Origin of the sequence: Kitasatospora cinereorecta, assembly GCF_024172095.1 — a bacterium.
Classification (GTDB): domain Bacteria; phylum Actinomycetota; class Actinomycetes; order Streptomycetales; family Streptomycetaceae; genus Kitasatospora; species Kitasatospora cinereorecta.
Window position 1 is genome coordinate 221,550 of the sequence record NZ_JAMZDX010000002.1, and the last position, 26,123, is coordinate 247,672.

24 protein-coding genes are annotated in these 26,123 nt (G+C 75.1%); 18 read left to right on the forward strand and 6 right to left on the reverse strand.

Features of this window, described 5'->3' with window-relative positions; all coding sequences use genetic code 11:
- Window positions 1-187: 187 nt before the first annotated feature.
- The gene (locus tag FHR36_RS07940) at window positions 188-2,371 is read right to left on the reverse strand and encodes a bifunctional glycosyltransferase/CDP-glycerol:glycerophosphate glycerophosphotransferase (RefSeq protein ID WP_253795154.1); all 2,184 of its coding nucleotides are present in this window, start codon (window positions 2,369-2,371) and stop codon (window positions 188-190) included.
- A 582-nt stretch (window positions 2,372-2,953) separates the two neighbouring features.
- Here FHR36_RS07940 and FHR36_RS07945 point away from each other — a divergent pair.
- The 4 genes from FHR36_RS07945 to FHR36_RS07960 all read left to right on the forward strand — a co-directional run bounded on the left by FHR36_RS07945 (window position 2,954) and on the right by FHR36_RS07960 (window position 5,407).
- Window positions 2,954-3,823 (forward strand): hypothetical protein, encoded by an 870-nt coding sequence (locus tag FHR36_RS07945; protein WP_253795156.1) that lies wholly within the window; start codon window positions 2,954-2,956, stop codon window positions 3,821-3,823.
- A 385-nt stretch (window positions 3,824-4,208) separates the two neighbouring features.
- Complete coding sequence (locus FHR36_RS07950; protein ID WP_253795158.1) at window positions 4,209-4,499, forward strand: hypothetical protein; 291 nt, start codon at window positions 4,209-4,211, stop codon at window positions 4,497-4,499.
- A gap of 179 nt (window positions 4,500-4,678) precedes the next feature.
- Entirely contained in the window at window positions 4,679-5,101 is a 423-nt protein-coding gene (locus FHR36_RS07955) for a secondary thiamine-phosphate synthase enzyme YjbQ (RefSeq protein WP_253795160.1), read from the forward strand.
- A gap of 99 nt (window positions 5,102-5,200) precedes the next feature.
- Window positions 5,201-5,407, forward strand: coding sequence for a hypothetical protein (locus FHR36_RS07960; RefSeq protein WP_253795162.1), 207 nt, complete (start codon window positions 5,201-5,203; stop codon window positions 5,405-5,407).
- A 43-nt stretch (window positions 5,408-5,450) separates the two neighbouring features.
- Here the strand turns inward: FHR36_RS07960 and FHR36_RS07965 are convergent, their stop codons facing one another.
- A complete protein-coding gene (locus tag FHR36_RS07965) occupies window positions 5,451-8,666 on the reverse strand; it encodes an AAA family ATPase (RefSeq protein WP_253795164.1) in 3,216 nt (1,071 codons plus the stop codon).
- Window positions 8,663-9,832, reverse strand: a complete 1,170-nt coding sequence (locus FHR36_RS07970; protein ID WP_253795166.1) for an exonuclease SbcCD subunit D — start codon at window positions 9,830-9,832, stop codon at window positions 8,663-8,665. The genes FHR36_RS07965 and FHR36_RS07970 overlap by 4 nt, the downstream gene beginning before the upstream one ends.
- Before the next feature lie 141 nt (window positions 9,833-9,973).
- On the opposite strand from FHR36_RS07970, the gene FHR36_RS07975 reads away from it, so the two are divergent.
- From FHR36_RS07975 to FHR36_RS07990, 4 genes are all read left to right on the forward strand, one after another.
- Window positions 9,974-11,053, forward strand: a complete 1,080-nt coding sequence (locus FHR36_RS07975; protein ID WP_253795168.1) for a DUF8829 domain-containing protein — start codon at window positions 9,974-9,976, stop codon at window positions 11,051-11,053.
- Window positions 11,054-11,259: 206 nt separating this feature from the next.
- Window positions 11,260-11,865, forward strand: coding sequence for an NUDIX hydrolase (locus tag FHR36_RS07980; RefSeq protein WP_253795171.1), 606 nt, complete (start codon window positions 11,260-11,262; stop codon window positions 11,863-11,865).
- A gap of 82 nt (window positions 11,866-11,947) precedes the next feature.
- Window positions 11,948-12,322, forward strand: a complete 375-nt coding sequence (locus FHR36_RS07985) for a VOC family protein (protein WP_253795173.1) — start codon at window positions 11,948-11,950, stop codon at window positions 12,320-12,322.
- A gap of 163 nt (window positions 12,323-12,485) precedes the next feature.
- Complete coding sequence (locus FHR36_RS07990) at window positions 12,486-13,286, forward strand: SGNH/GDSL hydrolase family protein (RefSeq protein WP_253795175.1); 801 nt, start codon at window positions 12,486-12,488, stop codon at window positions 13,284-13,286.
- A gap of 67 nt (window positions 13,287-13,353) precedes the next feature.
- Here FHR36_RS07990 and FHR36_RS07995 read toward each other — a convergent pair whose 3' ends face one another.
- Both FHR36_RS07995 and FHR36_RS08000 read right to left on the reverse strand, forming a co-directional pair.
- On the reverse strand, window positions 13,354-14,481 hold the full coding sequence (locus FHR36_RS07995) for a polysaccharide deacetylase family protein (RefSeq protein ID WP_253795177.1): 1,128 nt from the start codon (window positions 14,479-14,481) through the stop codon (window positions 13,354-13,356).
- Window positions 14,482-14,632: 151 nt separating this feature from the next.
- Window positions 14,633-16,453 (reverse strand): AMP-dependent synthetase/ligase, encoded by a 1,821-nt coding sequence (locus tag FHR36_RS08000; RefSeq protein WP_253795179.1) that lies wholly within the window; start codon window positions 16,451-16,453, stop codon window positions 14,633-14,635.
- 315 nt (window positions 16,454-16,768) lie between these two features.
- Here FHR36_RS08000 and FHR36_RS08005 point away from each other — a divergent pair, with 315 nt between their 5' ends.
- The 5 genes from FHR36_RS08005 (at window position 16,769) to FHR36_RS08025 (ending at window position 21,998) form a co-directional block, all read left to right on the forward strand.
- Window positions 16,769-19,411, forward strand: a complete 2,643-nt coding sequence (locus FHR36_RS08005; protein WP_253795181.1) for a sensor histidine kinase — start codon at window positions 16,769-16,771, stop codon at window positions 19,409-19,411.
- On the forward strand, window positions 19,408-19,827 hold the full coding sequence (locus tag FHR36_RS08010) for a roadblock/LC7 domain-containing protein (protein ID WP_253795182.1): 420 nt from the start codon (window positions 19,408-19,410) through the stop codon (window positions 19,825-19,827). The genes FHR36_RS08005 and FHR36_RS08010 overlap by 4 nt, the downstream gene beginning before the upstream one ends.
- 8 nt (window positions 19,828-19,835) lie before the next feature.
- A complete protein-coding gene (locus tag FHR36_RS08015; protein WP_253795183.1) occupies window positions 19,836-20,291 on the forward strand; it encodes a DUF742 domain-containing protein in 456 nt (151 codons plus the stop codon).
- Entirely contained in the window at window positions 20,272-20,877 is a 606-nt protein-coding gene (locus FHR36_RS08020) for a GTP-binding protein (protein WP_253795186.1), read from the forward strand. Before FHR36_RS08015 ends, FHR36_RS08020 begins: the two co-directional genes overlap by 20 nt.
- 458 nt (window positions 20,878-21,335) lie before the next feature.
- The gene (locus FHR36_RS08025; RefSeq protein ID WP_253795188.1) at window positions 21,336-21,998 is read left to right on the forward strand and encodes a winged helix-turn-helix domain-containing protein; all 663 of its coding nucleotides are present in this window, start codon (window positions 21,336-21,338) and stop codon (window positions 21,996-21,998) included.
- Between the two features lie 52 nt (window positions 21,999-22,050).
- Here the strand turns inward: FHR36_RS08025 and FHR36_RS08030 are convergent, their stop codons facing one another.
- On the reverse strand, window positions 22,051-23,040 hold the full coding sequence (locus tag FHR36_RS08030; protein ID WP_253795190.1) for an aldo/keto reductase: 990 nt from the start codon (window positions 23,038-23,040) through the stop codon (window positions 22,051-22,053).
- Window positions 23,041-23,161: 121 nt separating this feature from the next.
- Between FHR36_RS08030 and FHR36_RS08035 the strand changes: the two genes are divergently transcribed.
- The 5 genes from FHR36_RS08035 (at window position 23,162) to FHR36_RS08055 (ending at window position 26,110) form a co-directional block, all read left to right on the forward strand.
- Window positions 23,162-23,596: a group III truncated hemoglobin gene (locus FHR36_RS08035; RefSeq protein ID WP_253795191.1), complete on the forward strand. Its 435-nt coding sequence runs from the start codon at window positions 23,162-23,164 to the stop codon at window positions 23,594-23,596.
- Window positions 23,597-23,659: 63 nt separating this feature from the next.
- Entirely contained in the window at window positions 23,660-24,229 is a 570-nt protein-coding gene (locus FHR36_RS08040; protein ID WP_253795192.1) for a TetR/AcrR family transcriptional regulator, read from the forward strand.
- Window positions 24,230-24,231: 2 nt separating this feature from the next.
- Window positions 24,232-24,786, forward strand: a complete 555-nt coding sequence (locus tag FHR36_RS08045; protein ID WP_253795193.1) for a DUF4865 family protein — start codon at window positions 24,232-24,234, stop codon at window positions 24,784-24,786.
- Window positions 24,783-25,238 carry a carboxymuconolactone decarboxylase family protein gene (locus FHR36_RS08050; protein WP_253795194.1) on the forward strand — a complete coding sequence of 152 codons (456 nt, stop codon included), beginning with the start codon at window positions 24,783-24,785 and terminating at the stop codon, window positions 25,236-25,238. The genes FHR36_RS08045 and FHR36_RS08050 overlap by 4 nt, the downstream gene beginning before the upstream one ends.
- Window positions 25,235-26,110 carry a phosphotriesterase family protein gene (locus FHR36_RS08055; RefSeq protein ID WP_253795196.1) on the forward strand — a complete coding sequence of 292 codons (876 nt, stop codon included), beginning with the start codon at window positions 25,235-25,237 and terminating at the stop codon, window positions 26,108-26,110. The genes FHR36_RS08050 and FHR36_RS08055 overlap by 4 nt, the downstream gene beginning before the upstream one ends.
- Window positions 26,111-26,123 lie beyond the last annotated feature (13 nt).

The following is a 26,123-nucleotide window of genomic DNA, read 5'->3' on the forward strand; positions in this document are numbered from 1 at the left end:
CGAGATCAGACCGCACACTACGACATGGACCCCGCTGCCCGTCCACTCCCAGCTTGCGGTGTGAGACTGCGATCCTGGTCACCTTGACGCGCGGGCGCACCGGCGTGGCGGATTCGGGCGTCCACCGACGGCCCGCCGCCGGACCGGCTGGTTCGCGTCCGGAGCGGGAACCCGGGCCGTACGGCGGCTACTTGCGGACCGGGAACACCCGGCTGACCACCCGTTCGGCGGCCCGCCCGTCGTCCCAGGGGCAGAACCGCTCGCGGAACTTCGCCCGCACCGCCGGCTCGGGGTCGCCCGCCAGCAGCGCCTCGGCCAGCGCCTCGGGCTCGGTGGCGAATGGGCCGGGCGGCTCGGCGCTCAGGTCGAAGTAGACGCCGCGCACCCGCCGGTACTCCTCCCAGTCCGGCGCGAAGATCGCGACCGGCCGGTCCAGGACGGCGTAGTCGAACATCATCGAGGAGTAGTCCGTCACCAGGACGTCGGCGGCCAGGTAGAGGTCCTCGACCACCGGGTGCGCGGAGACGTCCACGATCTCGGCCGCATCCGGTCCTGCGGTCAGGTCGCCGGGGCCGCCGGTGTGGAAGTAGTGGGCGCGCACCAGCAGCGTGTGGCCGGGGCCGAGCCGCCGGGCCAGCTCGGGCAGGTCCAGCAGCTCCACGAAGCCGCCCCGGTTCTCCCGGTGGGTGGGGGCGTAGAGCACGGTGCGCTGCCCCGCCGCGATGCCGAGGCGCTCGCGGACGGCCGCGCACTCCTCGGGCGTGGCGTTCGCCAGCCGGTCGTTGCGCGGGTAGCCGGTCTCCAGCAGCTCGTACCGGCCGGGGAAGGCGCGGCTGAACTCGGTGCTGGTGTGCGGGTTGGGCGAGACCAGGTAGTCCCAGCGGGCGACGCCCTCCAGCAGCCGGTCGAAGTCCATCCCGTCCGCGGCCCCGGGCCGGTCGCGCAGGTCCATGCCCATGGCCTTCAGCGGGGTGCCGTGCTGGGTCTGGACGTGCACGGTGCCGGCGCGCTTCGCCATGGTGTGCGGGAAGTTGACGTTGTTGACGAAGTACTTGGCGGTGGCCATCGCCTTCAGGTAGGCGGGGGTGTTGACGATGACGTACGGCACGCCGGCCGGCAGCGCGGCCGCCCGCTCGCGGTTCTCCACCACCCACACCCCGCGCACCTGCGGGGCCAGCTCCTTGGCCTTCTCGTAGATCGCGGCCGGGTTGCAGGCGTAGCCGCGGTGCCAGTACGCCGCGTACACGGCCAGGTTCCGGTCCAGCGGCAGCCGGCGGAAGGTGTTGTAGGCGGTGAACCGGGCGCTGCTGCGGACCGCCTTCTTCACCCCGGGCGCGACCGCCCGGGTGGAGCGCTTGACCGCGCCGGGCAGCCGTCCGCCCCGGCGCAGCTCCGCGTAGGCGCGCCGGGCGCCGCGGGCGGCCAGTCGGTACTGCACGCCGCGGGCGCCGGAGGGGAAGCGGTAGCCGGCCGGGCGGTGGCGCTCGAAGTGCTCGGCGATCCGGCCGAAGAACGCGGCGCGCAGCTCGACCGGGACCAGCCCCGGGGTGTCGTACACGGTGAGCGCCTGCTTGACCGTGCGGTCGAAGACCAGGGTGCGCAGGGCGGCCGCCCGCTCGTCGCGGTCCAGGAAGGCGAAGATCGCGTCGTACTGGGCGAAGGCGTCGGCGTGCTTGGGCGAGGCGGTCGCGGTGATGGCGCCCGGCCGGCCGCGCCGGTAGTGGTAGCAGGGGCGGTCCAGGTAGCGCAGCCGGCCGGCGGCCAGCAGCACCGGGTAGGTGACCGAGATGTCCTCGTAGTAGCCGCGGCCGAAGGAGACGCCGAGGCCGGTCAGGAAGTCCCGCCGGACGATCTTGTTCCAGACCGCCAGCACGCTGTTGAACAGGGCCGGGTGCTCGGCGGCGGTGCAGCCCTCGACCAGCGGCGAGCCGGCCAGCACGCGGCGCCACGGGTTGGGCTCGGTGGAGCCGTCGTTGTAGACGTGGGTGAAGCCGGTCAGCAGCACGTCGGCCGGGCCCTCGGCGCGGGCCTCCTCGGCGCGCAGCTCCGCCAGGACGGCGTCCAGGGCGCCCTCGGGCAGCCAGTCGTCGCTGTCCACGAACCACACGTAGCGGCCGTGCGCCTCGGCCAGGCCGGCCTCGCGGGCGCCGCCGAGCCCCTGGTTGACGGTGAGGTGCAGGACCCGCATCCGCTCGTCCCGGGCGGCGTACGCGTCGAGGATCGCGCCGCAGCCGTCGGGGGAGAGGTCGTCCACCGCGATCAGCTCGACCTCGCCGGGTGCGGCGGTGTCGGCCCGCAGGGAGTCGAGGCACTGGGGGAGGAAGCGCTCGACCCCGTGGACGGGCAGAACAATGCTGAGCAGGGGACTCACGTTGCGTTCACTCCGCGAAGGGATGCCGGATGCCGGATCTCCGGTGGGGCGCCGGGTACGCACACTCTACCGAGCGGGCCGGGCCGGGCCGGAAGGCGGTGATCGCGACGGGGGTGGCGGCAGGGGTGGCGGCGATCGCGACGGGGCGGCGGGGCGGCGGCGGTGATCGCGTGCGATGATCGCGGGCGGAAAAAGCGACCGCCGGTGCCGCGCCGTGCGAGCGGCGGCACCGGCAGCCTGATGGCGGTCCGGCCGACCCTCAACGACCGACCGCCGGTCCGTCCACCGCTGGTGAGCCGGGCCGTCGCAGCGTCGAGACGGCCGGGCAGTGGCTCACCGGGGTGTCGGAAGTGCCAGTTCGGATGATTCGTTCATCTTCCAAATCATCCGATCGGGGGAGACTGGGCTTCGAGCCCGGTTTCCGTGTTGCTACAGATATTGCTTGGAGGTTTCAGCCACGTCAATCCCTCGAATGTGTTCAATTTCTGAAGCGTGTCGAAGTCATTGCCCAGCGTGGCCGACCCCTCCTATATTGACGCGACGTCTCACACGGTGCGGCGTCGTCTCCCCGGGGAGGGGCCCGTGTCCAGACCCGTCAGCCTCGTGCTCAAGCTGATGATGATCGCACCGCTCGCCGTCGCGGCGGGCTACAGCGCCGTCACGCTCACCCTGGCCCCCACCGCCACCGACTCCTTCTTCGCCTGGCGGATGTCCCCGGTCACCGCCGTCCTGCTCGGCGCCGGCTACGGCGGCGCCTGCACCATGCTGGCCCTCGCCCTCGGCGAGCGGCACTGGGAGCGGGTCCGGGTCGCGGTCGCCGCCTGCGCCCTCCTCATGCCACTGATGCTCGGTGCCACCCTGCTCGGCCGCGGCACCCTCCACCTGCTCGGCGGCAGCCTGCTCGCCTTCGCCAGCGCCTGGATCTGGCTCGCCGTCCACCTCGCCGCCCCGCCGATCGGACTGATCGCCCTCGGCGCCCAGTGGCGCGTCCGCGGCCCAGCCCCGACGCGGGCACCCCGACTGCCCTGGTGGGTCGCCCTCCCGATGGCCGGCAACGGCACCGCCCTGGCCGCCGCCGGACTCCTCCTCTATCTGCGCCCCGATCCACTCGCCCGCCACTGGCCCTGGCAGGCCGGCCCGCTCGACGTCCGGGTCCTCGGCGCCTGGTGCCTCACCTTCGGCGCCGCCCTGCTGCTCAGCCTCGCCGAGGCCGAGCTGCGCCGGGTGCGCAGCGGCATGACCGCACTGGTCGCCACCGGCCTGCTCGGACTGGTCGGACTCATCCGCTACGGTGACCACGTCAGCTGGACCTCGCCCGGCGCCTGGCTCGTCCTGCTGGTCCTGCTCACCCTCGCCGGCCTCGGCCTCTGCGGCTTCGGGATCTCCTGGATGCTCGACCCGGCGGAGACCCGGCGCCCGCTGGAGCCCCCCACCTCGCTCAGGCCGCTGTAGACGTCCGGACTCCTGTGGACGTCCGGGCCCCTGTGGACGCTCGGGCCCCTGAGTAGGTCGACGCCCGTCACGCGTGCGCTGGGTCCAAACCTCCGGAGCCGCCGTTTCGGGGGCATCCGGGTCAGTCCCGGCACCTGCGGCGCGACCCGCGCGGTCCGGGGCCGGTACACGCCCCCGCTCCGCATCCGGCCGCCCGAGGGCCCGGAAAGCCGATGGTGCACCACCAACCGATGCGTACTCGTGATCGAGGCCACTCGGACCTGGTGAAGTGTCAGTTCCGTATCCACGGTACGGTGGCAGAACACCAGGACGGTTGCGCGAAGGCCGTCAGTCACGGATAGTCTTCGCCTCACGGCCCTGGCGCCTCGTAGGGGTGGGAAAACTGATGGAACACATGAAAGTGCGGGCACGGCCCCGCGTACCGGCGGTCCAATGCGGCGTCGGTACGACCGGCCGCCGGATCGAGCGGCACCTCGCTGTCCTCGGCGCGCCCGCCATCTCGGCGGTCGACACGGCCGAAGCACTCGGCCTGATAAGGGAGCTGACGCCGCGAGGTGCGGCCCCCACCGGCCCCGCCGGTGCCGGTACGCCCGCCGCGCGACGCCGTAGCGTCCGCGTCTCGCTGATGGCACCGCTCCGCCGGCTCCGCCGCAGCCTCTTCGGCAGCCGCGGCTAGCGCGGACGGCGCTTGCACAGACGGCGCGCCGCCCCTTCGGGGCGCGGCGGCCGGCGACCCGATGGAACGGGTGGGTCCATCGGGTCGAAGTCGTACCCGGAATCGGTCGTACCCGCATTCCGGTGCGGTGGACGGCCCGGCTCGTCGGAGCAGGGCCGACGATCGGTCAGGATGGCACCATGGCGGACACCTTCCACTCCCTCACCTTCGAGGTCACCACCGGCAGCGCCGAAGTGGCACTGGACATCACCGAACGCTGCGAGTCCTTCCTCACCACGGCCGCCGGCGGCCGCGACGGGCTGCTCAACGTCTTCGTCCCGCACGCCACCGCGGGGATCGCCGTGATCGAGACCGGCGCCGGCAGCGACCAGGACCTGCTGGCCACCCTTCGACACCTGCTCCCGGCCGACGACCGCTGGCGCCACAGCCACGGCAGCCCCGGCCACGGCCGCGACCACGTCCTGCCCGGGCTGGTCGCCCCCCACGCGACTCTGCCGGTGATCTCGGGGCGGCTCGCCCTCGGCATCTGGCAGTCGATCGTCCTGATCGACACCAACGGCGACAACCCGCGACGGACCGTCCGGCTCTCCTTCCTCGGCTGAGCGGCCGTCGCCGACCCGTCGTGGGCACGGTGACGGCCGGGGGTGGGCACGGCGGGGCACAGGGTAGGCACAACGTAGGCGCGGGGCAGGAGGAGCGGTATGACGGACGGGACCGAGGTGTGCGAACTCACGGCGGACGACGCCGATGCGGTGCGGGGCCTGACGCCTGCGCCCGAGGCGGACGGGCCGCGCGCCGACTGCGTGCTGTGCGGCGAGCCGACCGAGTACCCGGCCGCCGAGGCCGGAACCACGCTCTGCCCGGTGTGCACCTGGCAGCAGGCCCAGCGGATCGCCTGCTCCGGCTGAGCCCGGCCGGCCTGGCCGCCCGGGGGTGTCCGGGGCCGCCGGGTCAGGCGTCCTCGCGGGCGGCGAGCCGCAGCGTGGAGCCGTGCCGGTGCTTGCGGACCAGCAACTGGGCCGGGATCCGCGAGCGCAGGTCGGCGACGTGGCTGACGATCCCCACGGCGCGGTCGCGCTCGCGCAGACCGTCCAGCACGTCCATGACCTCCTCCAGGGTGTGCTCGTCCAGGCTGCCGAAGCCCTCGTCGATGAAGAGGGTGTCCAGCGGCATGCCGCCCGCCTCGTCGGTGACCACGTCGGCGAGGCCGAGCGCCAGGGCGAGCGAGGCGAAGAAGCTCTCCCCGCCGGAGAGCGTGGCGGTGTCGCGCTCGCTGCCGGTCCAGGCGTCGACGACGCGCAGCGACAGCCCGGAGCGCTTGGTGCCGGAGACCAGCCCGTCGCTGTGCACCAGCGTGTAGCGCCCGCCGGACATCCGGATCAGCCGGTCGCTGGCGGCCGCCGCGACCTGCTCCAGCCGGGCGGCCAGCACGTACGACTCCAGGCGCATCCGCAGCGCGTTCTCCGCCGGGGCACCGGCCAGCAGTGCGGCGAGCCGGCTGATCCGCCCGAAACGCTCCAGCGCGGGGGCGAGCTGCCGGGCCAGCGCGGTCAGCGCACCGCCGATCCGGGCCAGCGCCGCGCCGCGCTCGACGGCGGCCCGCTCCACGGCCGACGCCCGGCGCAGGCGGTCGGTGGCCAGCGCCTCGGCCGCCCGGGCGGCGCCCGGGTCGGCGGCGGGCCGGGCGGCCGCCTCGGCCAGCTCAGGTTCGGCGAGCAGGGATTCGCCGCGGGCCAGCGCGGTGTGCACCCGCTCCAACCGGGCCGACAGCGCCTCCCGTTCGACCGCCGGCAGGACGGCCGCCTCGGCCTCCGTACTGTCGGCGAACCCGGCGGCCCGGGCCGCCCGTTCCACCTCCCGCTCGGCCTCGGCCAGCAGCCCGGCCGCGTCCGAACAGCCCTGGGCGGCGGCCAGGGTGGCGGCGACCGCCTCGGTGAGCCGGCCGAGCTCCGCCAGCCGGGCCGCTACCGACGGGGCGTCACCCCGCGCGGCGGCGATCCGCCCGGCCAGCTCGTGCCGGTCGGCGGCGAGCCGCTGCAGCCTGGCGGTGAGGGCGGCGCCGCGCTCACCCGCCTGCTGCAGCCGCTCCTGGCGATCGCGCCGCTCCCGCTCGAGCTGCTCGATCCGCTGGCCGAGCAGACCGAGACCGTCGGCGGCGTGCAGCGCCGACCGGCGCTCCGCGTCCACCTCGGCCAGCGCCGCGGTCAGCTCCGCGACGGCCCGGCCACCGGCGGCGGACGCGGCGGCGGCCTCCTCGATCCGCAGCGCGGTGAGCGACGTCTCCGCCGCTCCCGACCGCTCCTCGGCGGCCCGCTGGGCGGCACGGGCCCGCTCCTCGTCGCCGGCGGTGACCCGGTCGGCGGTCGGCACGGCCGGCACCGGGTGCTCGGCCGAACCGCAGACCCGGCACGCCAGGCCGTCCGCCAACTGCTCGGCCAGCTCGGCGGCCATCCCGGCGAGGCGGCGCTCCTGCAGGTCGAGGGTGTGCGCCCGGGCGTCCTGGGCGGCGCCGCGCAGGTCGAGCGCGGCCCGCTCGGCCTCGGCGATCCGGCGGTGCAGCCCGTCCCGCCGGGTGGCGGCCCCGACCCGCTCGGACAGCTCGGCCCGGCGGGCGTCGAGCTGCTCCACCCGGGCCTCGGCGGTCCGCGCGGTCTCCTGGGCGTCCTGCAACGCCTTCAGCCGGGTGTCGTAGTCGATCAGCCAGTCCTGCGCCTCCTCGGCGAGCTCCTCGGCCCGGACCCGCTCGGCGGCCAGCTCCTCCTGCTCGTGGCCGAGGCGCTGGTGCCGCTGCTCGTCCGCCCGGGCCGCGTCCAGTCGGCCGCAGCGCTCGCGCAGCCGCCGCTCGGCCGCGGCGAGCTCGGCGACGCCGGCGCCCGCCAGGGCGGGGGACCGTCGAGTCACTGCGGTGGTGGACCGGCCGGGGGCGGTGGCAGCGGCCTCGACGGCGGGGCGCTCGTGACCGTCGGCGACCGTCGGCGCCGGCCGATCCGTGTCGGTACCGGTGGCACGGCGAGCGCTGGGCAGGAAGGGGGCCGGCGGGGTCGCGCCGGCCGGGTCGGCGTCCTCGGTGAGCGGCCGGGCGGCTTCGAGCGCGGCCAGTGCGGTGCGGTGCTCGCGTTCGGCGACGCTCGCCGCGCGGTGTGCCGTGGCGCGTTCGCGGCGCAGCCGGAGCACCGCCTCCACCCCGACCGCCGCCCGGGCGGCGGTCAGCCGGGACTGCTCGCCGGCCAGCGCCGCGGCCGCCTCGGCCTGCCGCTGGGCCTCGACCGCGGCGGCCCGGTAGCGCTGCTGGCGGTCGGCCAGCGCGGTCTCGGCCTCCCGGCGCCGCTGGGCGGCCGCATGGTCGGCCTCGGCCAGCGCGACGGCCGAGCGGGCGACGGCCAGCCGCTCCGCGGCGGCGCTGCGCAGCGCCGCCGCCCAGCCGAGCACCGCCTCGGCGGGCGCCTCCTCGGCCGGCCACAGCTCGGCGACATCGGCCGCGGCCGGGCCGGCGGCCTCCTCGGCGCGGCCCGCGAGGTCGCGCAACTGCCGGTGCCCGTCCCGGACGGCGGCCTCCTGGCGGAGCCGTTGCTCGGCGATCCACTTCTCCAGGCGGTCGAAGCGCCGGGTGTCGAAGAGCCGCCCGAGCAGCTCGGCGCGCTGCTTGGTGTCGGCGCGCAGGAAGCGCGCGAAATCGCCCTGCGGCAGCAGCACCACCTGGCAGAACTGCTCGCGGCTCATCCCGATCAGCCGGTGCAGTTCCTCGCCCGCCTCCTGGTGCGACTTGCTGAGCGGCTGCCAGCCGGACGGCCCGCCGTCGGCGTCGGGCCGCCACTCGCGCAGCAGCGTCTGTGCCTTCTCGACGGTGAAGCCCGAGCCGCGCTTCTTGGGGCGAGGCTGCTCCGGGCGGCGGGTGACCTCCAGCCGGCGTCCGCCCAGGGTGACCTCGAGGGTGACCTCGGTCAGCCGCTCCGGCTCGGCGTGGTCGCTGCGCAGCGGATTGCCCTTGCGGGCGCCCGGCACCTCGCCGTACAGGGCGTAGCAGACCGCGTCCAGCACGCTGCTCTTGCCGGCGCCGGTCGCACCGCGCAGCAGGAACAGGCCGGAGTCGGCGAGCCGGTCGAAGTCGACCTCCTCGGTGCCGGCGAACGGGCCGAACGCGGTCAGGACCAGCCGGTGGAGCCTCATCGGGCCGCCTCCCGGTCCCGCTCCTCGGCGCACCGGACGGCCTCCAGGCCCTCCAGCAGCCAGCCCTGCTCGGTGTCGTCCAGCACCCGGCCGGGGCGGACGTGGGCCACGAAGCCCTCGACCACCTCCTGGTCGCTGCGGCCGCTGACCCGGGCCGCGTACGACCGGGGATCGTCGCCGGGCGCCCCCTCCGGCTCGAACAGCAACTGCAGGGTGTGCGGGAAGCGGGCGCGCAGCCGCTCCATCGGATCGCTCGGGCGGACCGGGTCGGTCAGCGTGGCCCGCACCCAGGACTCCTCGTGCTCGGCGAAGCCCGGATGCTCCAGCAGGTGCTCCAGCGGGCCGCGCAGCCGGGCGAGCCGGCGCGGCACCGGGCAGTCGATCCGCTCCGCCGCCACCGTGCCGTCCGCCGCCAGGTCGACCAGCCACATCGTCTTGCGGTGGTCGGCCTCGGAGAAGGAGTACGCCAGCGGCGAGCCGCTGTAGCGCAGGTGCGGGGCGAGCGTCTGGCAGCCGTGCAGGTGGCCGAGGGCCGCGTAGTGCACCCCGTCGAAGACGCCGGCGGGCACGCTCGCCACGCCGCCGACCGTGATGTCGCGCTCACTGTCGCTCGGCTCGCCGCCGGTCACGAAGGCGTGCGCCAGCACCACCGCCCGGGTGCCCGGATCGCGCGTCGCCAGGTCCGCCCGGACCGCGTCCATCGCCGCGCCCAGCACCCGGTCGTGACCGCCCTTCTCCAGGCCGAACCGCTCCCGGACCATCGCCGGCTCCAGGTACGGCAGCCCGTAGACGGCGACCGGGCCGTGCTCGTCCGCCAGCAGCACCGGCACCGCGCAGCCGTCCGGATCCGTGCGCAGGTGGATGCCGGAGCGGTCGATCAGCCGCGAACCGACACCCAGCCGGCGGGCGGAGTCGTGGTTGCCGCTGATGAAGACCGTCGGCACGCCGAGCTCGGCGAGCCGGAACAGCACCTCGTCGAAGAGCGCAACCGCCTCCAGGCCCGGCAGCGCCCGGTCGTACACGTCGCCCGCGACCAGCACGGCGTCCACCCGCTCCGCCCGGACCACCGCGACCAGGTGGTCCAGGAAGGCGCGCTGGGCGTCGTGCAGGCTCTCCCGGTGGAAGGAGCGCCCGAGGTGCCAGTCGGAGGTATGCAGCAGTCGCATGGTCCCCGACCCTAACGGGAGCCACTGACATCGCGGGGCTGACGAGGTGTCACAGCGGTCGCGATCGCTCACGCAACGTCGATTGTCGGTGACGGTGTGTATGGTCCGGGCAGTGCGGTCGAGCGGAGCGGGAGGTCGGTCATGGGCGGTGGGAACGGCATGCGGCACGGTGGGCGACACGGCGGTTGGGAGCGTCCGGGGCGGGAGCGTCCGGGGCGGGTGGGCGCGGGCGCCGGGGGTGCGGGCGTCGGGGGTACGGCGCGAGGTGCACCGCCGGGGCGGGCGCCCGCGCGCCAGCCGGTCGCGCTCGCCGTCGCGGCCGACGCGGCGGACTTCGAGCGGCTGCGGCGCTACCGCCTGTTCGACGCGGCCGACCACGGCGGGTACCTGCGGTGCACCGAGCGGCAGCTGCGGGTCCTGCGGGGCGCCGGGCTGGCGGTCCACCTGCGGCTGCTGGCGGCCGGCGCGTACGAGGAGTTCTGCGCGCAGCGGCTGCTCGCCCCCGCCGACCCGGTCGCCCGGACGGCGTTCGCGGCGGATCCGGACTACCCGGGCGAGCCGTTCGTCTACGCGGGCGAGCGGCTGGCCGAGCTCGTGCCCGCGCTGTTGCGCGACCATCGGACGCGCGCCGGGGCGGCGGCCGGCCGAGCCGCCCTGCTGGCCGCGGTCGACGGCGAGCCGCACCCGGCGGAGCTGCTGACCGCCCACCTGGCGTACGCCGCCGAGCTCTGCCTCGTGCTGGCGCACGGCCCGGGCGGGGCGGGCTGTCGGCTGCGCCTGCTGGCGGAAGGGCCGGGCGGCGAGGAGTTCGACGCCACCGCGGAGCTGGGCGGTGCCGGCCGGTCGCCGGTGCCGGACGGGCGGGAGGCGGAGGCGTTCTGCGTCACCCTCGCGGCCGTGCTGGCCGGCGGCGGCGTCGGGGAGCTGCTGCGGTACGGGCCGGACGGGCCGGACGTGGTGGTGGGCGCCGGGTCCGCGAGGGAACTGCGCGGCTGGTCGGTGGCCGACGGGCGCCTCCACCCGCTCACCGCCCTGGAGGTCGGCGCGGTGGCCCCGCCGGCGCCGGACGTCGGAGCGGTTCGGCCGCGCGACGCGCACCCCCTGCCGGGACCTCGCTCGGCGGACCGGGCCGGGCCGGGCGGTGCTGGCGGGGTGCGTGGGCGGGCCGGGTCGGGCGGTGCCGGCGGGGCGGTGGCGCGGGTCGGGGAGGTGGGGGGATGAGCGGGTCGGAGGGGTGTGAGGCCGCTGGTGGGGCGGCCGTGCCCCGAGCGGCCGTCAGGACTGTTCATCGACCGGATGTTCGGGGAAGATCAACAGTCGGAGCGCCGGGCAGCCCCACCTGCCGGCTCCAGGACGGGCTGGTGCGGCCCGGTCCTGGCCATCGTGCGCCGGAGTGCCGGCCACCCCCGAGTCCGGAGGGAGTGGGCATGAGCCGTATCGAGTACAGCCCGGAGATCTCCGAGCTGCTCGGCCGGGTGCGGCGCCGGCCCACCGCGGGGTGGCCGTGGCGGCCGGGCGAGGCGGTTCCGGTGGGGCTGCCGGTCAAGCAGTCCTGGGGCTGGCTGTTCGCCCCGGACGGGCGGGTGCTCACCCTGGTCAACCCACGGGACGGCATCGTCAGCCTGCCGGGCGGTTCGCTGGAGCCGGAGGACGGCGGCGATCCCGGGGTGGCGCTGGCGCGGGAGGCGGGTGAGGAGGCGCAGGCGGTCATCGGTGCGCCGCTCTACCTCGGCTACCTCTACGACCGGGTCGGCTCGGCCAACGGCGGGCACGAGTGCGCGCGGGTGCGGATGGCGGCCGCGCTGCTCGGGGTCGGCCCCAGCGTGCCCGATCCCGCCTCGGGCCGGCACTACCGGCGACTGCTGGTCTCGCCGGGCCTCGCGGTGGAGCTGCTGGGCTGGGGCGTTCCCGGTCTGCGGCAGGCGCACGCGGCGGTCGCCGCGGCGGCCCGCCACCTCGGGGTGCCCACGCTGGCGGACGAGACCATCGAGGAGCTGCCGCCCGGCGGGTGCGTGCTTCCCGCAGGGCGCTGACGGTCGGTCACGTCGCCGGCGGGAAGCGGGCCGAAGGGCGCGGACACACGGACGCGCGGACACCGGAGAAAGGGGAGTGGCGGTGGCACGGGGGCTGTTCCATCACGTCGAGCTGTGGGTCGACGACCTGGCGCGGGCCGAGGCGCAGTGGGGGCCGGTGCTGCTGGCACTGGGCTGTGAGCCGTTCCAGCACTGGGAGCGGGGGCGGAGCTGGCGCCTGGGCGACGCGTACCTGGTGGTGGAGCAGTCGCCGGCCCTGGTGCCGGGTGGTCATGAGCGCCTGCGGGCGGGGCTGAACCACCTCGCGGTGCACGGGACGCGGGCGGCGGTCGCGGCGGCGCTGGCCGCGGACTGGGCCGTTCGGGTGGACACGGGCGACGCGGTGCACCTGGTCGACGCGCAGGGTTTCGAGTTGGAGATCGTGGTCGCAGCGGCGGGGGAGACCGGGTCGGTCTGACGGTCGGTCCGACGGTCCGAGTGGCGGTCCGAGTGGTGGTCGGCGTGACGCCGGATCGGGCGGATCCGACACGGCGTCAACAAATCTTGGCATGAGCGCTTCCCAGCCAGGCTACTGCTTGGTATCAAAAGTGTGACCCGCGTCACTTTCGTGGAGGTGCTCCATGCGCCCTGCTCGTGCCGTGTCCGTCGCCACCACGGCGATCCTCCTCTCCCTGTCCACCCTCGTCGCCGCCGCCGGCAGTGCCTCGGCGGCCGGAGTCCGCTACGCCGCGCTGGGGGACTCGTACTCCTCCGGTGTCGGTGCCGGCAGCTACACCGGCGAGAGCGGCAGCTGCAAGAGAAGCACCAACTCCTACCCGTACCTCTGGAAGACCGCCCACGCCCCCTCCGCCTTCGCCGACGCCGCCTGCTCGGGCGCGAAGACCGGCGACGTACTGAACAGTCAGCTCGGCATCCTGGACAGCTCGACCACCCTGGTCTCGATCACCATCGGCGGCAACGACGCCGGCTTCGCCTCGACCATGCAGACCTGCGTGCTGGACAGCGACAGCGCCTGCCTGAACGCGGTCGCGGCGGCGAAGCAGTACGCCACCAACACCCTGCCGGGGCTGCTGGACCAGGTCTACTCGGCGATCCACGGCAAGGCGCCGGGCGCCCATGTCGTGGTGCTCGGCTACCCCCACCTCTACAAGGTGCCGGGCTCCTGCATCTTCGGGATCTCCGACACCAAGCGCAACGCGATCAACGGCGCGGCCGACGTCCTGGACGACGTGATCGCCAAGCGCGTCGCCAACGCGGGCTTCACCTTCGAGGACGTGCGCGGGCTGTTCGCCTCGCACGAGATCTGCGGCAGCGGCACCCGGTGGCTGAACTCCACCACGCTGCCGATCGACGAGAGCTACCACCCCAACGCGGCCGGCCAGTCCGGCGGTTACCTGCCGGCGTTCTCCGCCGGCGTGTAAGGAGCGGGAGCGAGGAGCAGGGGCCGGGCCCGTCCGCGGGCACGGCCCCTGTCCGTCCGACCGGGGGTCAGTGCAGGTGGTCGACCAGGCCGGCCGGGTGCAGGCCGGCGGCGGCCGCGGCGTCCAGCGCGCGCTGGAGGTCGGCGGCCAGCGTGTCGGTGAAGTGCAGCAGGATCACGTCGCCGGGCTGCAGTGCACCGCCGTGGTAGACGTTCGCGGCGCCCCAGCTGAAGTCGGCGCTGGCGGTGAGTACCTGGTGCATGCCGCAGTTGGCGGCGGCCTGGAGGGTGTCGGCGTTCCAGGCGAAGTACGGCGGCCGGAAGACGGTCGGCACGGTGCCGAAGCGGTCGGCCGCGGCGTCCCGGGCGTCGCAGATCTCGGCCTGCTGTTCGGCGGGGGAGAGCGTGGTCAGGTCGCGGTGGGAGACGCTGTGGTCCTGGATCGAGGAGCCGGGAACGGCGGTGACCTGCCGGAACCAGTCGGGCTCGAAGCCCTCCGGCATGGGCAGCGGGAAGGCGGTCACCGGCACCTGCCGGTCGGCGATCAGCCGGGCTGCCTCCGGGGTGCGCTGCCAGCCGTCGTCGATGGTGACGAAGACGACCGGGTCGGTGGTGGGGACGCTCCCGACGGCCCCGACCGGCTCCGGCGCCGGCCCGTCCACCTGGACGTCGTCGGCGGCCCACGGGCCCTGCCCGTACCAGCCGTGCAGGTGGAGCCGGACGGAGCGGGTGTCGGCGCCGGTGGTGAAGGTGGTGGTGAGCCGCTGCCAGCCGTCGCCGGTGCCCGGGGTCCAGGCGGGGGCGACGTCGTGCCCGGTGCCGGTGGCGCCGAGGAAGACGTACGAGCCGTGCACCCAGGCCGAGTAGGTGTAGGTGGTGGCGGGCCGGACGGCCAGGGTCTGGGTGCACTCGCCGGTGGAGTCGTCGGTGGCCGGTGTGACGGTGAGGGCCGAGGCGCCGCCGTGGGCGGCGGATCCGAGGGCGGCCTCGCCGGGCGCGCAGTGCCAGCCGGGGATCGAGCCCCAGTCGGCCAGCGGCAGGGTGGGGATCTCGAAGCCGGGGTTGGTCGCCAGATTGACGGCCGGTCCGGTGGTGGCCGCGTCGGCGGTGGCCGCCATGGTGGGGGAGCCGGCGGCGAGCAGGGCCAGGACGGTGGCCGAGGCGCCGGACGCGAGGCGTCGCAGGGCTCTGGACATGGAGCAACTCCTGTGTGGGGGAGGAGAGACAGGGGGTTGCTCCCGGAGGGGGCGGGAGCGGCCGGCGAGCCGCACCCGCGCCGAGGCCACACAATGGACTGGACCAATATCCGTGGTCAAGGGAATCCGGGCATCGGCCCGCCGAGATCCGCTATCCGGCGTAGAGCTCCTCGATGTCCGCGGCGTAGCGGTCCGCGATGGCGTGCCGACGGAGTTTCAGGGACGGGGTCAGCAGGCCGTCCTCGACGGTGAACTCCTTGGGCAGCAGCCGGAAGGCGCGGATCGACTCGGCGCGCGAGACGGTGGTGTTGGCCGCCGCCACGGCCCGCTGGATCTCGGCGTGCAGCTCCTCGTCGGCCAGCGCCGACCAGATGTCGAGCTGTTCGCGGCCGTGGGTCTTCAACCAGTGGCTCAGTGCCTGCGCGTCCAGGGTGACCAGCGCGGCCACGTACGGCCGGTCGTCGCCGACCACCAGGCACTGGGCGATCAGCGGGTGGGCCCGGACCCGCTCCTCGAGCTGGCCGGGGGCGAGGTTCTTGCCGCTGCTGGTGACGATCAGTTCCTTCTTGCGGCCGGTGATGGTGAGGTAGCCGTCCTCGTCCAGCGAGCCGATGTCGCCGGTCGCCAGCCAGCCGTCGTACAGGGCCTGTTCGGTGCAGCGCGGGTGGTTGAGGTAGCCGCCGAAGACGCCGCCGCCGCGGACCCACACCTCGCCGTCCTCGCCGATCGCCACCGACGCTCCCGGTACCGGCTTGCCGACGGTGCCGAACCGCGGGCGGCCCGGCGGGTTGGCGGTGATCGCCGCGGTGGTCTCGGTCAGCCCGTAGCCCTCGTAGACCGTCATGCCGGCGCCGGCGAAGAAGAGTCCGAGTTCGCGGCTGAGCGTGGAGCCGCCGCACATCACGTTGCGGACCCGGCCGCCGAGGACCGCGCGCAGCCGGGAGTAGACCAGCCGGTCGTAGGCCGCGTGTCTGATCCGCAGCGCCGGGCCGGGGCCAGGACCGTGGCCGAGGCCGCGCTGCTCGCGGGCGGCGGCCCAGCTGGTGGCCGTCTCCGCGGCCTGTTCGAAGAGGTCCAGGCGGCCGTCGGCCTCGGCGGCCTCCCGGGCGCGCTGGTAGATCTTCTCGAAGATGTACGGCACCGCGTGCAGGAAGGTCGGCCGGAAGGAGGCCAGCGCGGGCAGCAGCGAGTCGGTGGAGAGCACTCCGTGGTGGCCGATCCGGATCCCGCCGCGGACGGCCGCCACCTGGACCATCCGGCCGTAGACGTGGGCGAGCGGCAGGAAGAGCAGGGTGCCCGGCTCGCCGCCGCCGGTGTCGCGGAACACCTCCGCCCAGCCGCCGAGCAGCGCGTCCGCGGCGGCCGCGAAGTTGCCGTGGGTGAGCAGGCAGCCCTTGGGACGGCCGGTGGTGCCCGAGGTGTAGATGACGGTGGCCACGCTCTCCGGGCCCACGCCCAGGCGCTGACGGTGGACCAGCGCGTCCGGCACCCCGCGGCCGTCCTCGACCAGGTCCTCCACGCAGCCGCGGTCCAGCTGCCAGATGCCGGTGAGTTCGGGCAGCGCGTCGCAGACCGCGCCGACGGTCATCGCGTGGTCCTCGTGCTCCACCACGCAGGCCACCGCGGCGGTCTCGGCGAGGATCCAGCGGACCTGCTCGGCCGCGGCGGTCGGGTACACCGGGACCGGGATCGCGCCGATCGACCAGAGCGCGTAGTCGAACAGGGTCCACTCGTAGCGGGTCGCCGACATCACCGCGACCCGGTCGCCGTAGCGCACGCCCCGGGTGAGCAGGCCCTTGGCCAGCGCCAGCACCTCGCGGCGGAACTCCGCCGCGGTCACCGGCCGCCAGCCCTCGCCGTCCCGGCGGGAGAGCTGGACCAGCCCCGGCTCGCGCTCGGCCCAGTCGTACACCGAGTCGGCGAGTCCGCCGGTCACCGCCGCCGGAAGGGCGGGGCTGCTGATCTCGCGCACGATACCCCCGATCCGACGCCCCGGGTCGGACGCCCGCAGCGCCCCGCGGAGCGGATTGCAGCGAAGTTACCGGATCGCCGCGGCCCTGCCCAGACTCGCAGGACGAGGCGGTTCCCGACGGCACCCGCAGCGGCGCGCAGTGCCGCAGGTGGGGGCCCCGTACGGGGGTCCGCCGGTGGCATTTCGGGACGTACCGGACAGGTCTTCGGGGAAACGCCCATTCACCCCTCGAACGGGTGTCGGCACCGTAGTAGGCTCGCGCAGCTCGTACCGCACTCCCGTCCCCGCCCGGCAACCCCCCTGACCGAGGACCCCATGCGCCTGCGCCGCAGCTCGATCCGCGCGAGGATCATCGCGCTGCTCCTGGTGCCCATCGTGGCGCTCGGTGGACTGTGGGCGTACGCGGTGCTGGTGACCACCGGAGACGTGTGGGGCCAGCTCGACCTCAGCGCCACCTACCGCGCCCTCGGCAACCCGGCCGACCAGTACGCCCGCGATCTGCAGGTGGAGCGCCGGGCCGCCGTGCTGCGGCTCGCCGAGCCGGGCTCGAAGACCGCCGCCGACACCTACCAGCAGGCCCAGACGGTCACCGACCGCGACCTGCAGCTGCTGCGCTTCCAGGCGAACGGCAGCGACTACCGGAAGCTGGACACCGACCAGCGCGGCCGCTTCCAGGACATCCTGACCCTCGGCGACCAGCTCGCCGGCGTGCGCAGCCCGATCCAGCAGGGACGGCAGAGCTGGGACGGCGCGCTCAAGGACTACAGCGACCTGATCCAGCCGGTGTTCACCTTCCGCTCGGCCTTCGTCGCCAAGCAGAGTGGCAACCTGCCCCGCCAGGGCACCATCCTGGTCGAGCTGGTCCGGGCCCGCGAGTACCTCTCCCGGGAGGCCGCCGCCATGCAGGCGCTGCGGCTGACCGCCAACCCGGACGACCGCAAGATGCAGGCCGCCCTGGACGCCCTGCACAGCCAGCAGGCGCTGTTCCGGATCTACGTCGCCGAGCTCGACCGGCCGGACCAGATCGAGTACAACACCCTGCGCAACAGCCAGGCCTGGACCGAGCTGGCCACCGCCGAGCAGGCCTTCGAGGACGCCCCCAACCGGGTCACCGAGGTGCACAGCGGCCCCACCGACCCCTGGCACGACAACGCCGACCGGGTCCTCGCCGACCTCGCCGACCTGAACAGCCGGATGGCCGCCGGGATCGGCGACCAGGCCCGCTCCTACGCGGTCAACTCGCTGGTCCGCGGCGGTATCGCCGGCGCCGCCGGCCTCGGCGCCGTGATCCTCTCGGTGCTGATCTCCTTCCGGATCGGCCGCCGCCTGGCCCGCGAGCTGATCGGCCTGCGCAACGCCGCCCTGGACCTCTCCGGCAACCGGCTGCCCTCGGTGATGCTGCGCCTGCGCCGCGGCGAGGCCGTGGACGTGGCCGCCGAGGTCCCCGGACTCGACTTCGGCACCGCCGAGATCGGCCAGGTCGGCCGCGCCATCACCGACGTGCAGCGGGTCGCCGTGGAGGCCGCCGTCGAACAGGCCGAGCTGCGCCGCGGCGTCTCCGCGGTCTTCGTCAACCTGGCCCGCCGCAGCCAGGTGCTGCTGCACCGCCAGCTCACCCTGCTCGACACCATGGAGCGCCGCACCGAGGACCCGCGCGAGCTGGAGGACCTGTTCCGGCTCGACCACCTCACCACCCGCATGCGCCGCCACGCCGAGGGCCTGATCATCCTGTCCGGCGGCTCGCCCGGCCGGGCCTGGCGCAAGCCGGTGCGGATGGTCGACGTGGTGCGCGCCGCGGTCGGCGAGGTCGAGGACTACGCCCGGGTGATCGTCCGGCCCTTCCCCGGCACCGGCCTGCTCGGCAGCGCGGTCGCCGACGTCACCCACCTGATCGCCGAACTGGTCGAGAACGCGGCGGTGTTCTCCCCGCCGCACACCCAGGTCACGGTCCAGGGCGAGGTGGTGGCGCACGGCTTCTCGCTGGAGATCGACGACCGCGGCCTCGGCCTGAGCGAGCAGGCGCTCGAGGAGATCAACCAGCGGCTCGCGGTGGAGCAGGAGTTCGACCTCGCCGACACGGACCGGCTGGGCCTGTTCGTGGTCAGCCGGCTGGCCCGCCGGCACGGCATCCGGGTGCACCTGCGGCCGTCGCCGTACGGCGGCACCTCGGCGATCGTCCTGGTCCCGCGCGAACTGCTTGCCGAGGCCTCCGACATGGCGCCCGAGGCGCCCCGCTCGGCCGTCCCGGAGGACAACGGGCACCGGCGCACCCCGGCCGCCCCGGTCGGCGGCGGCGAGCCCGCCCGCACCGGACGGGCGCACGCGATCGGCCCGGCGCAGCTGGGCGGCCCGCGCCCGTCCGCGCCCGAACCGGCCGACACCCCCGGCGGGCTGCCCCGGCGGCGCGCCGCGTCCGCCGCGGCGGCCGAGGCGGGCACCGGCCGGCACCGCCGCGCCGACGCTCCGGCCGAGCCGACCCCGGCCCCCGTGCCGACGGCGGCCGCGACCCGGCCCGCGACCGAACCCGACGCCGAGCAGGCCCCGGTGGCCGGCGGACTGCTGCCCCGCCGGGTCCGGCAGGCCAACCTGGCCCCGCAGCTGAAGGCCGCCGCCGTCGAGGACGGGGCCGAGCAGTCCCGCGAGCGCAGCCCCGAGGAGGCCCGGGCCACCTTCGCCTCCTTCCAGCGCGGCTTCGCCCGCGGCCGCGGCGACCGGCTCCAGCCAGCCTCGCTCACCGTGGTCCGCAACCCCCCGGAGCCGGACGGCGCCTCCGCGCCCGTCCCGGCGCCGGCCCCGCCCACGCCGGCGGTCCGGCTGCGGGTCGCGCTGCCGTCCGCGCCCGTCCCGCAGGCGCTGCCGGCCGCCCCGATCCGTCCCGCCGTCCCGGCGCCCGAGGCACGACCCGTACGACCCGCTCCACCCGCACCGCCCGCTCACGCAGAAGGAACCGAATCATGACCGCAACATCACAGCCGTCCGGGGACCTCGACTGGCTCCTCAACGACCTGGTCGGCCGGGTCGCGACGCTGAGGCATGCGGTGATCCTGTCCAGCGACGGGCTTGCCACCGGTGTCTCCCAGGGCCTCGGCCGGGAGGACGCCGAGCACCTGGCCGCCGTGGCCGCCGGCTTCCACAGCCTGGCCAAGGGCGCCGGACGGCACTTCGACGTCGGCGGCGTCCGGCAGACCATGGTCGAGCTGGACGAGGCGTTCCTGTTCATCACCTCGGCGGGCGACGGCAGCTGCCTGGCGGTGCTCAGCGACGCCGAGTCCGACGTGGGCCAGATCGCGTACGAGATGGCGCTGCTGGTGAAGCGGGTCGGCGAGCACCTGGCCGCCGAGCCGAGGACCGAGAACGCTCCGCCCGGGAGATGAGGGAGCCGATGAGCGAGCCGATGGGAGACGAGGACGCCGCCGAGCCGGTGCTCGACCTGTTCACCCCCCGGACCCCCGTCGACGACCGCTGGTTCGACGACGACGCGGGCCCGGTGGTCCGACTGTTCTCGATGACCCGCGGCCGCGCGCGGCCGGTCGACGACGGACTCTTCGACCTGATCTCCCTGGTCACCGCCGTCGGCCCGGCCGGACCGGCCGGGTCGGGCGTCGGTGACCTGCACCTCGACCTCGAGCACCACGCCATCCTCGGCCTGTGCCGGGACGAGCCGCTCAGCGTCGCCGAGTTGGGCTCGTACACCGACCTGCCGGTCAGCGTCGTCCGCGTCCTGCTCGGCGACCTCCACGACGCCGAGCTGATCAGCGTCACCCGACCCGTCCAGCTCGCCCAGCACCTGGACGAGCGCCTGCTGCGAGACGTGATCAATGGCCTCCGCGCACTCTGACACCGCGACCGACGCACCGTCGGCACCCGCCTCCCACCAGGCCCTGTGGGGCACCACCGCGCTCAAGGTGCTGGTCGCCGGCGGCTTCGGCGCCGGCAAGACCACCCTGGTCGGCGCGGTCAGCGAGATCCGCCCGCTGCGCACCGAGGAGGTGCTCAGCGAGCGCGGCCGCCCGGTCGACGACACCCACGGGGTCGAGGCCAAGCGCACCACCACGGTCGCCATGGACTTCGGCCGGATCGACCTGCGTCCCGGCCTCGCCCTCTACCTGTTCGGCACCCCCGGGCAGGACCGGTTCTGGTTCGTCTGGGACGAGCTGGCGCGCGGCGCGCTCGGCGCCGTGGTGCTCGCCGACACCCGCCGCCTCGCCGACTGCTTCCCCTCGGTCGACTTCTTCGAACAGCGCGGCATCCCCTTCGTGGTCGCCGTCAACTGCTTCGAGGGGACGGAGGTGTACGCGCCGGACGACGTCCGGGCCGCACTCGACCTCGGTGAGTCGGTGCCGGTGCTGCTCTGCGACGCCCGCAGCCGCGAGGACAGCAAGGAGCTCCTGATCCGGCTCGTCCAGCACGCCTGGGTACGCTAGGCTCGGCAGGACTTCACATCGTCACCCGGGGGGAGGGCCCATGACCGCGTCGCCGCTGCACGCCACCGCCGTGCCCGCCCCGGTCGTCCCGGCGCTCACCGTCCGCCGGTACATCGATCTCGCCCTGATCTGCAGCGCCTGCTGTCGCTGACTCTCCGCCGCGCCCGGCCGTTCCCGAGGCCGGGCCGGTCTCCGGCGTTCCGCCGCGTCCGTCCCGATCCGGAGAGAGCAGTGAATCCGATCCCGCCCGCGCACCGCGCCCCGGACGGCGTCGAGGCCCGTTTCGACCTCGAGCCGTTCTGGCCGTCCCGACAGCCGCACCTCTTCGACCAGACGTGTCCGGGTTCGACCCGCGCGTCCCGGCCTGCGGCGGCCTGACCCTCCGTCACCCGCCTCCGCAGCACCGTTTCGACGCGCAGACGCACCCACCCGTCCGTTCCGCGCGAAAGAGCTGCCCCATGTCCTCCTCCACCGCCACCCTGACCGTTCCCTCCGCGACCCCGCACCTGCGCGCGGTCCGCTCCGTCCCCGCCGAACGGTGGCACCAGCCCGCCCCGCGGCCGGCCGCCGTCCCGCCCACCGTCCTGCCCGTCGCCCCGGCCGGGATCGCCGGGCTGCCCGAAGGCGCCACCGTCGTCGCCGCCCTGCCGCAGTCCGCGCTGCCGCCGGCCCTGCTCGCCCAGCTCGGCGCCCACCTGGGCGAGACCGGACGGCAGCCGATGGTCGGCTACCTGGTCCTCGTCCCGGCCGCGCCGGAGACGGCCGCCGACCAGCCGCGGGACGACCGGCCGGAGGTCCTCGCGCCCCTGCGGCGCCGACCGGCGGCCCCCGCCGGCCACGGCATCAGCGTGGACACCGACCGGCGCACCGCCCACGTCGACGGGCACCAACTCGACCTCACCTACCTGGAGTTCGAGCTGCTCGCGCACCTCACCGCACACCCGCACCGGGTGCACACCCGCGACCACCTGGTCACCGCCGTCTGGGGCTACGGCCACATCGGCGACGGCCGGACGGTCGACGTCCACGTCGCCCGGCTGCGCCGCAAGCTCGGCGCGGCGCACCGGGACACGATCGTGACGGTCCGTCGGGTCGGCTACAAGTACGCCCCCGCCGCCTGACACACCGCGGGGGGTGCCGGGCCACCCGGCCCCGCACCCCCCGCGGCCCGGCTCACCGGCTCAGCCGGTCGATCTCCGCCAGCTCCTCGTCGGTCAGCGGACCGCCGGCCAGCGCGTCGATGTTCTGGTCCAGCTGCGCCACGCTGCTGGCGCCGATGATCACCGAGACCACCCGCTCGTCCCGCAGTACCCAGGACAGCGCCAGCTGCGCCAGCGTCTGGCCGCGCCGCTCGGCCACCTTGTTCAGCGCCCGCAGCTGGTCCAGCTTGGCGCCGCTCAGCGCCTCCTCCTTGAGGAAGTGCCCGACCGACATCCGGGAGCCGACCGGCACCTCGCCGCTCAGGTAGCGGTCGGTCAGCAGGCCCTGGGCCAGCGGGGAGTAGGCGATCAGCGCGGTCTGCGTGTCACCGACCGCCTCCAGCAGGCCCTCCTCCGGACCCCGGTCCAGGATCGAGTAGCGGGCCTGGTTCAGCAGCACCGGCGTGCCCAGCTCGCGCAGGATCGCCACCGCCTCCCGGTGCTGCTCGGCCGGGTAGTTGGAGATGCCCGCGTACAGCGCCTTGCCCGCCCGCACCGCGGAGTCGAGCGCGCCCATGGTCTCCTCCAGGGGCGTGGTCGCGTCGTAGCGGTGCGAGTAGAAGACGTCCACGTAGTCCAGGCCCATCCGGCCCAGCGACTGGTCCAGGCTGGCCAGCAGGTACTTGCGGCTGCCGCCGTCGCCGTACGGGCCCGGCCACATGTCGAAGCCGGCCTTGGAGGCGATGAACAGCTCGTCCCGGTACGGGCGGAAGTCCTGCGCGAACAGGGTGCCGAAGTTCTTCTCCGCCGAGCCGTACGGCGGGCCGTAGTTGTTGGCCAGGTCGAAGTGGGTGATGCCGCGGTCGAAGGCGCGGCGCAGCACCGCCCGCTGGATCTGCAGCGGCTGGGTGTCACCGAAGTTGTGCCACAGGCCCAGCGAGACGGCGGGCAGCTGGACGCCGCTGCGCCCGGCGCGGCGGTAGGTCATCGTGGCGTAGCGGTCATCTGCGGCGAGGTAGGTCATGGCGCCCATCCTGCCAGCCCCGGCACCCGGCACCCGGGACCGGGACCGGGACCAACGTCCCTGTCCGGCCGGTCGGGGGCCACCGTAGCCTGGAGGGGCCGTCCCAGCAGAGGAGCCCCGCGTGGAGAAGCGTGACATCGCCGACCGGGCCGACCTCGACCCGCTGCTGCGCCGCTTCTACGCGGCGGCCGCCGCCGACCCGCTGATCGGCCCGTACTTCGCCGGAGGGGCCGGCTTCGACCTGGAGCGCCACCTCCCGCACATCACCGACTTCTGGGAGAGCGCCCTGCTGCGCACGGCGGACTACCGCCGCAACGCCTTCGCGCCGCACCGCGAACTGCACCGCGGGCGTCCGCTGACCGCCGAGCACTTCGGCCGCTGGGTGCAGCTGTGGCAGGCCGCGGTCGACGGGCTGTACGCCGGGCCGCTGGCCGAGCGGGCCAAGGCGCAGGGCGAGCGGATCGCCGTCGCCATGCTCCGCCGGATCAGCGGCGGGGACACCTCCGGCGACGGGGTCGGCTTCGTCCCGCTGGCCGCCGTCCTGCTGCGCAGCTGAGCCACCCGCCCCGGGCGCGGGGCCCTTCCGCCGCGGGTTCTGTACCTACTAGTATGTACGACCATGAGCACCCAGGACCGCCTGATCTCCTCCACCCAGGAACTCCTCTGGGAACGCGGCTACGTCGGCACCAGTCCCAAGGCCATCCAGCAGCGGGCCGGCGCCGGCCAGGGCAGCATGTACCACCACTTCACCGGCAAGCCCGACCTGGCCGCCGCCGCCCTCGGCCGCAGCGCCGAGGAGCTGCGGGCCGCCGCGGCCGCCCAGCTGGACGGGCCGGGCACGGCCTACCAGCGGATCGCCGGGTACCTGCTGCGCGAGCGCGACGCCCTGCGCGGCTGCCGGATCGGCCGGATGGCGCAGGACCCGGACGTGATCGCCGACCCGCAGCTGCGCGCACCGGTCGAGGAGACCTTCGCCTGGCTGCGCGGCCGGCTCGCCGACCTGGTCGCCGAGGGGCAGACGGCCGGGGAGTTCCCCGCCGCGCTGGACCCGGCCGACACCGCCGCCGCGATCGCCGCCGTGGTCCAGGGCGGCTACGTGCTGGCCCGCGCCGCCGGCGACGAGGAGCCGTTCCACCAGGCCGTCCGCGGCGCCCTCGCCCTGCTCGCCGCCGACCGACGGGAGCCCTGACCGTGCACGCCATGCAGTACGAGTTCACCCTGCCCGCCGACTACGACATGGGGATCATCCGGGAACGAGTGGCCGCCAAGGGGCACCTGCTGGACGACTTCCCCGGCCTCGCCTTCAAGGCCTACCTGGTCCGCGAACGCGGCGTCGCCGGCTCGCCGGTCAACCAGTACGCCCCCTTCTACCTGTGGCGCACCGGCGCCGGGATGACCGAGTTTCTGCGCGGCCCCGGCTTCCGTACGCTCAGTGCCGACTTCGGCCGCCCCCCGGTCCGCCACTGGCTGGCCGCCGGGCTCCACCTCGGCCCCGCCGCCGACCGGGAACCGACCACGGCCGTCCGCGAGCAGCGGCCCGTCCCCGAGACCGAGGACGCCGGGGAGGCGCTCGACGCCGCCCTCGCCGGACTGGGCGACCGGCCCGGCCTGTGCGCCGCCGCGGTCGCCCTCGACCCCGAGCGCTGGGAGCTGACCCGCTTCACGCTCTGGCACCACGACGCCCCCGACCACGGCACCCGCTACCGGGTGCTCCACCTCTCCCGGCCGGAGATCCGCGACCTGTGAACCCCGAACCGCTCACCCCCGCCACCCTCGACCGGGCCGCCGGGTACGACGTCCTCGCCACCCTGATGGACCCGGCCACCCGGCAGTCCACCCTCGGGCCGCTCGACCGGCTCGCCCCCGGCTTCCCCGACTGGATCGTCACCAGCCTGTTCGGCGGTACCTATCAGCGCCCCGGCCTCGAACCGCGCGAACGCCAACTGCTCACCCTGGCCGCGCTGGCCGCCCTCGGCGGGGTCGAACCGCAGCTGCACGGCCACGTCCGCAGCAGCCTGCGGCTGGGGATGACCCCCGAGCAGATCACCGAGTCCTTCGTCCACCTCGCCCCGTACGTCGGCGTGCCGAAGGCGCTCGCCGCCCTGCGGGTGGCCTCCGCCGCGTTCGCCGAGGCCGAAGCCGAAGCCGAGTCCGAAGCCAAGGCCGAGTCCGGAGCCGAAGCCGGGGGTCAGGAGTGACCGCCACCGTCCGGACCGTCCTCGGCGAGCTCCCGCCCGAACGGCTCGGCCTCTGCGACGCCCACGACCACCTCTTCCTGCGCAGCCCCCTGCTCCCCGGCCAGGAACTCGCCGACCCGGTCGCGGCCGAGGCCGAACTGCGGCAGTTCGCCGCCCACGGCGGGCAGGCCCTGGTCCAGTGGACCCCGTACGGCATGGGGCGCCGGCGCCGCGACCTGGTGACGCTCTCCCGCGCCACCGGCGTCCACCTGGTCGCCGCCACCGGGCTGCACCAGGCCGTCCACTACGACCCCCGGACGCTGCGCGGGCTCGACCTCGCCGCCCTGTTCGTCGCCGAGCTGACCGGCGACGGGCCGCGGGCCGGACTGATCAAGGTGGCCGGCGGCTACCACGGCCTGGACGCCCACGCCCGCCGCACCATGGCCGCGGCCGCCGAGGCACACCACGCCACCGGCGCGCCGATCGCCGTCCACCACGAACTGGGCACGGCCGCCGACGAGGTGCTCGACCTGCTCTGCGACTCCCACGGTGTGGCGCCCGACCGGGTGATCCTCGGGCACCTCGGCCGCTTCCCCGACCTGCGACTGCACCGGCGGCTCGCCGACGCCGGCGCCTACCTCGCCTTCGACGGCCCGTCACGCACCCACCACGCCACCGACCACCACCTGTTCGACTGCCTGGTCTCCCTCGCCGACGCGGGCCACCTCGACCGCCTGCTGCTCGGCGGCGACACCACCACCGCGGCGGCCCGCGGCAACCCCGGCCCGGCCCACCTGCCGCGCACCCTGCGACCGCGGATCACCGCCGAACTCGGCGAACCGGCCGCGACCCGCATCCTGGTCACCAACCCGGCGCACGCGTTCGCCTGGTGACCGGACACGCCGG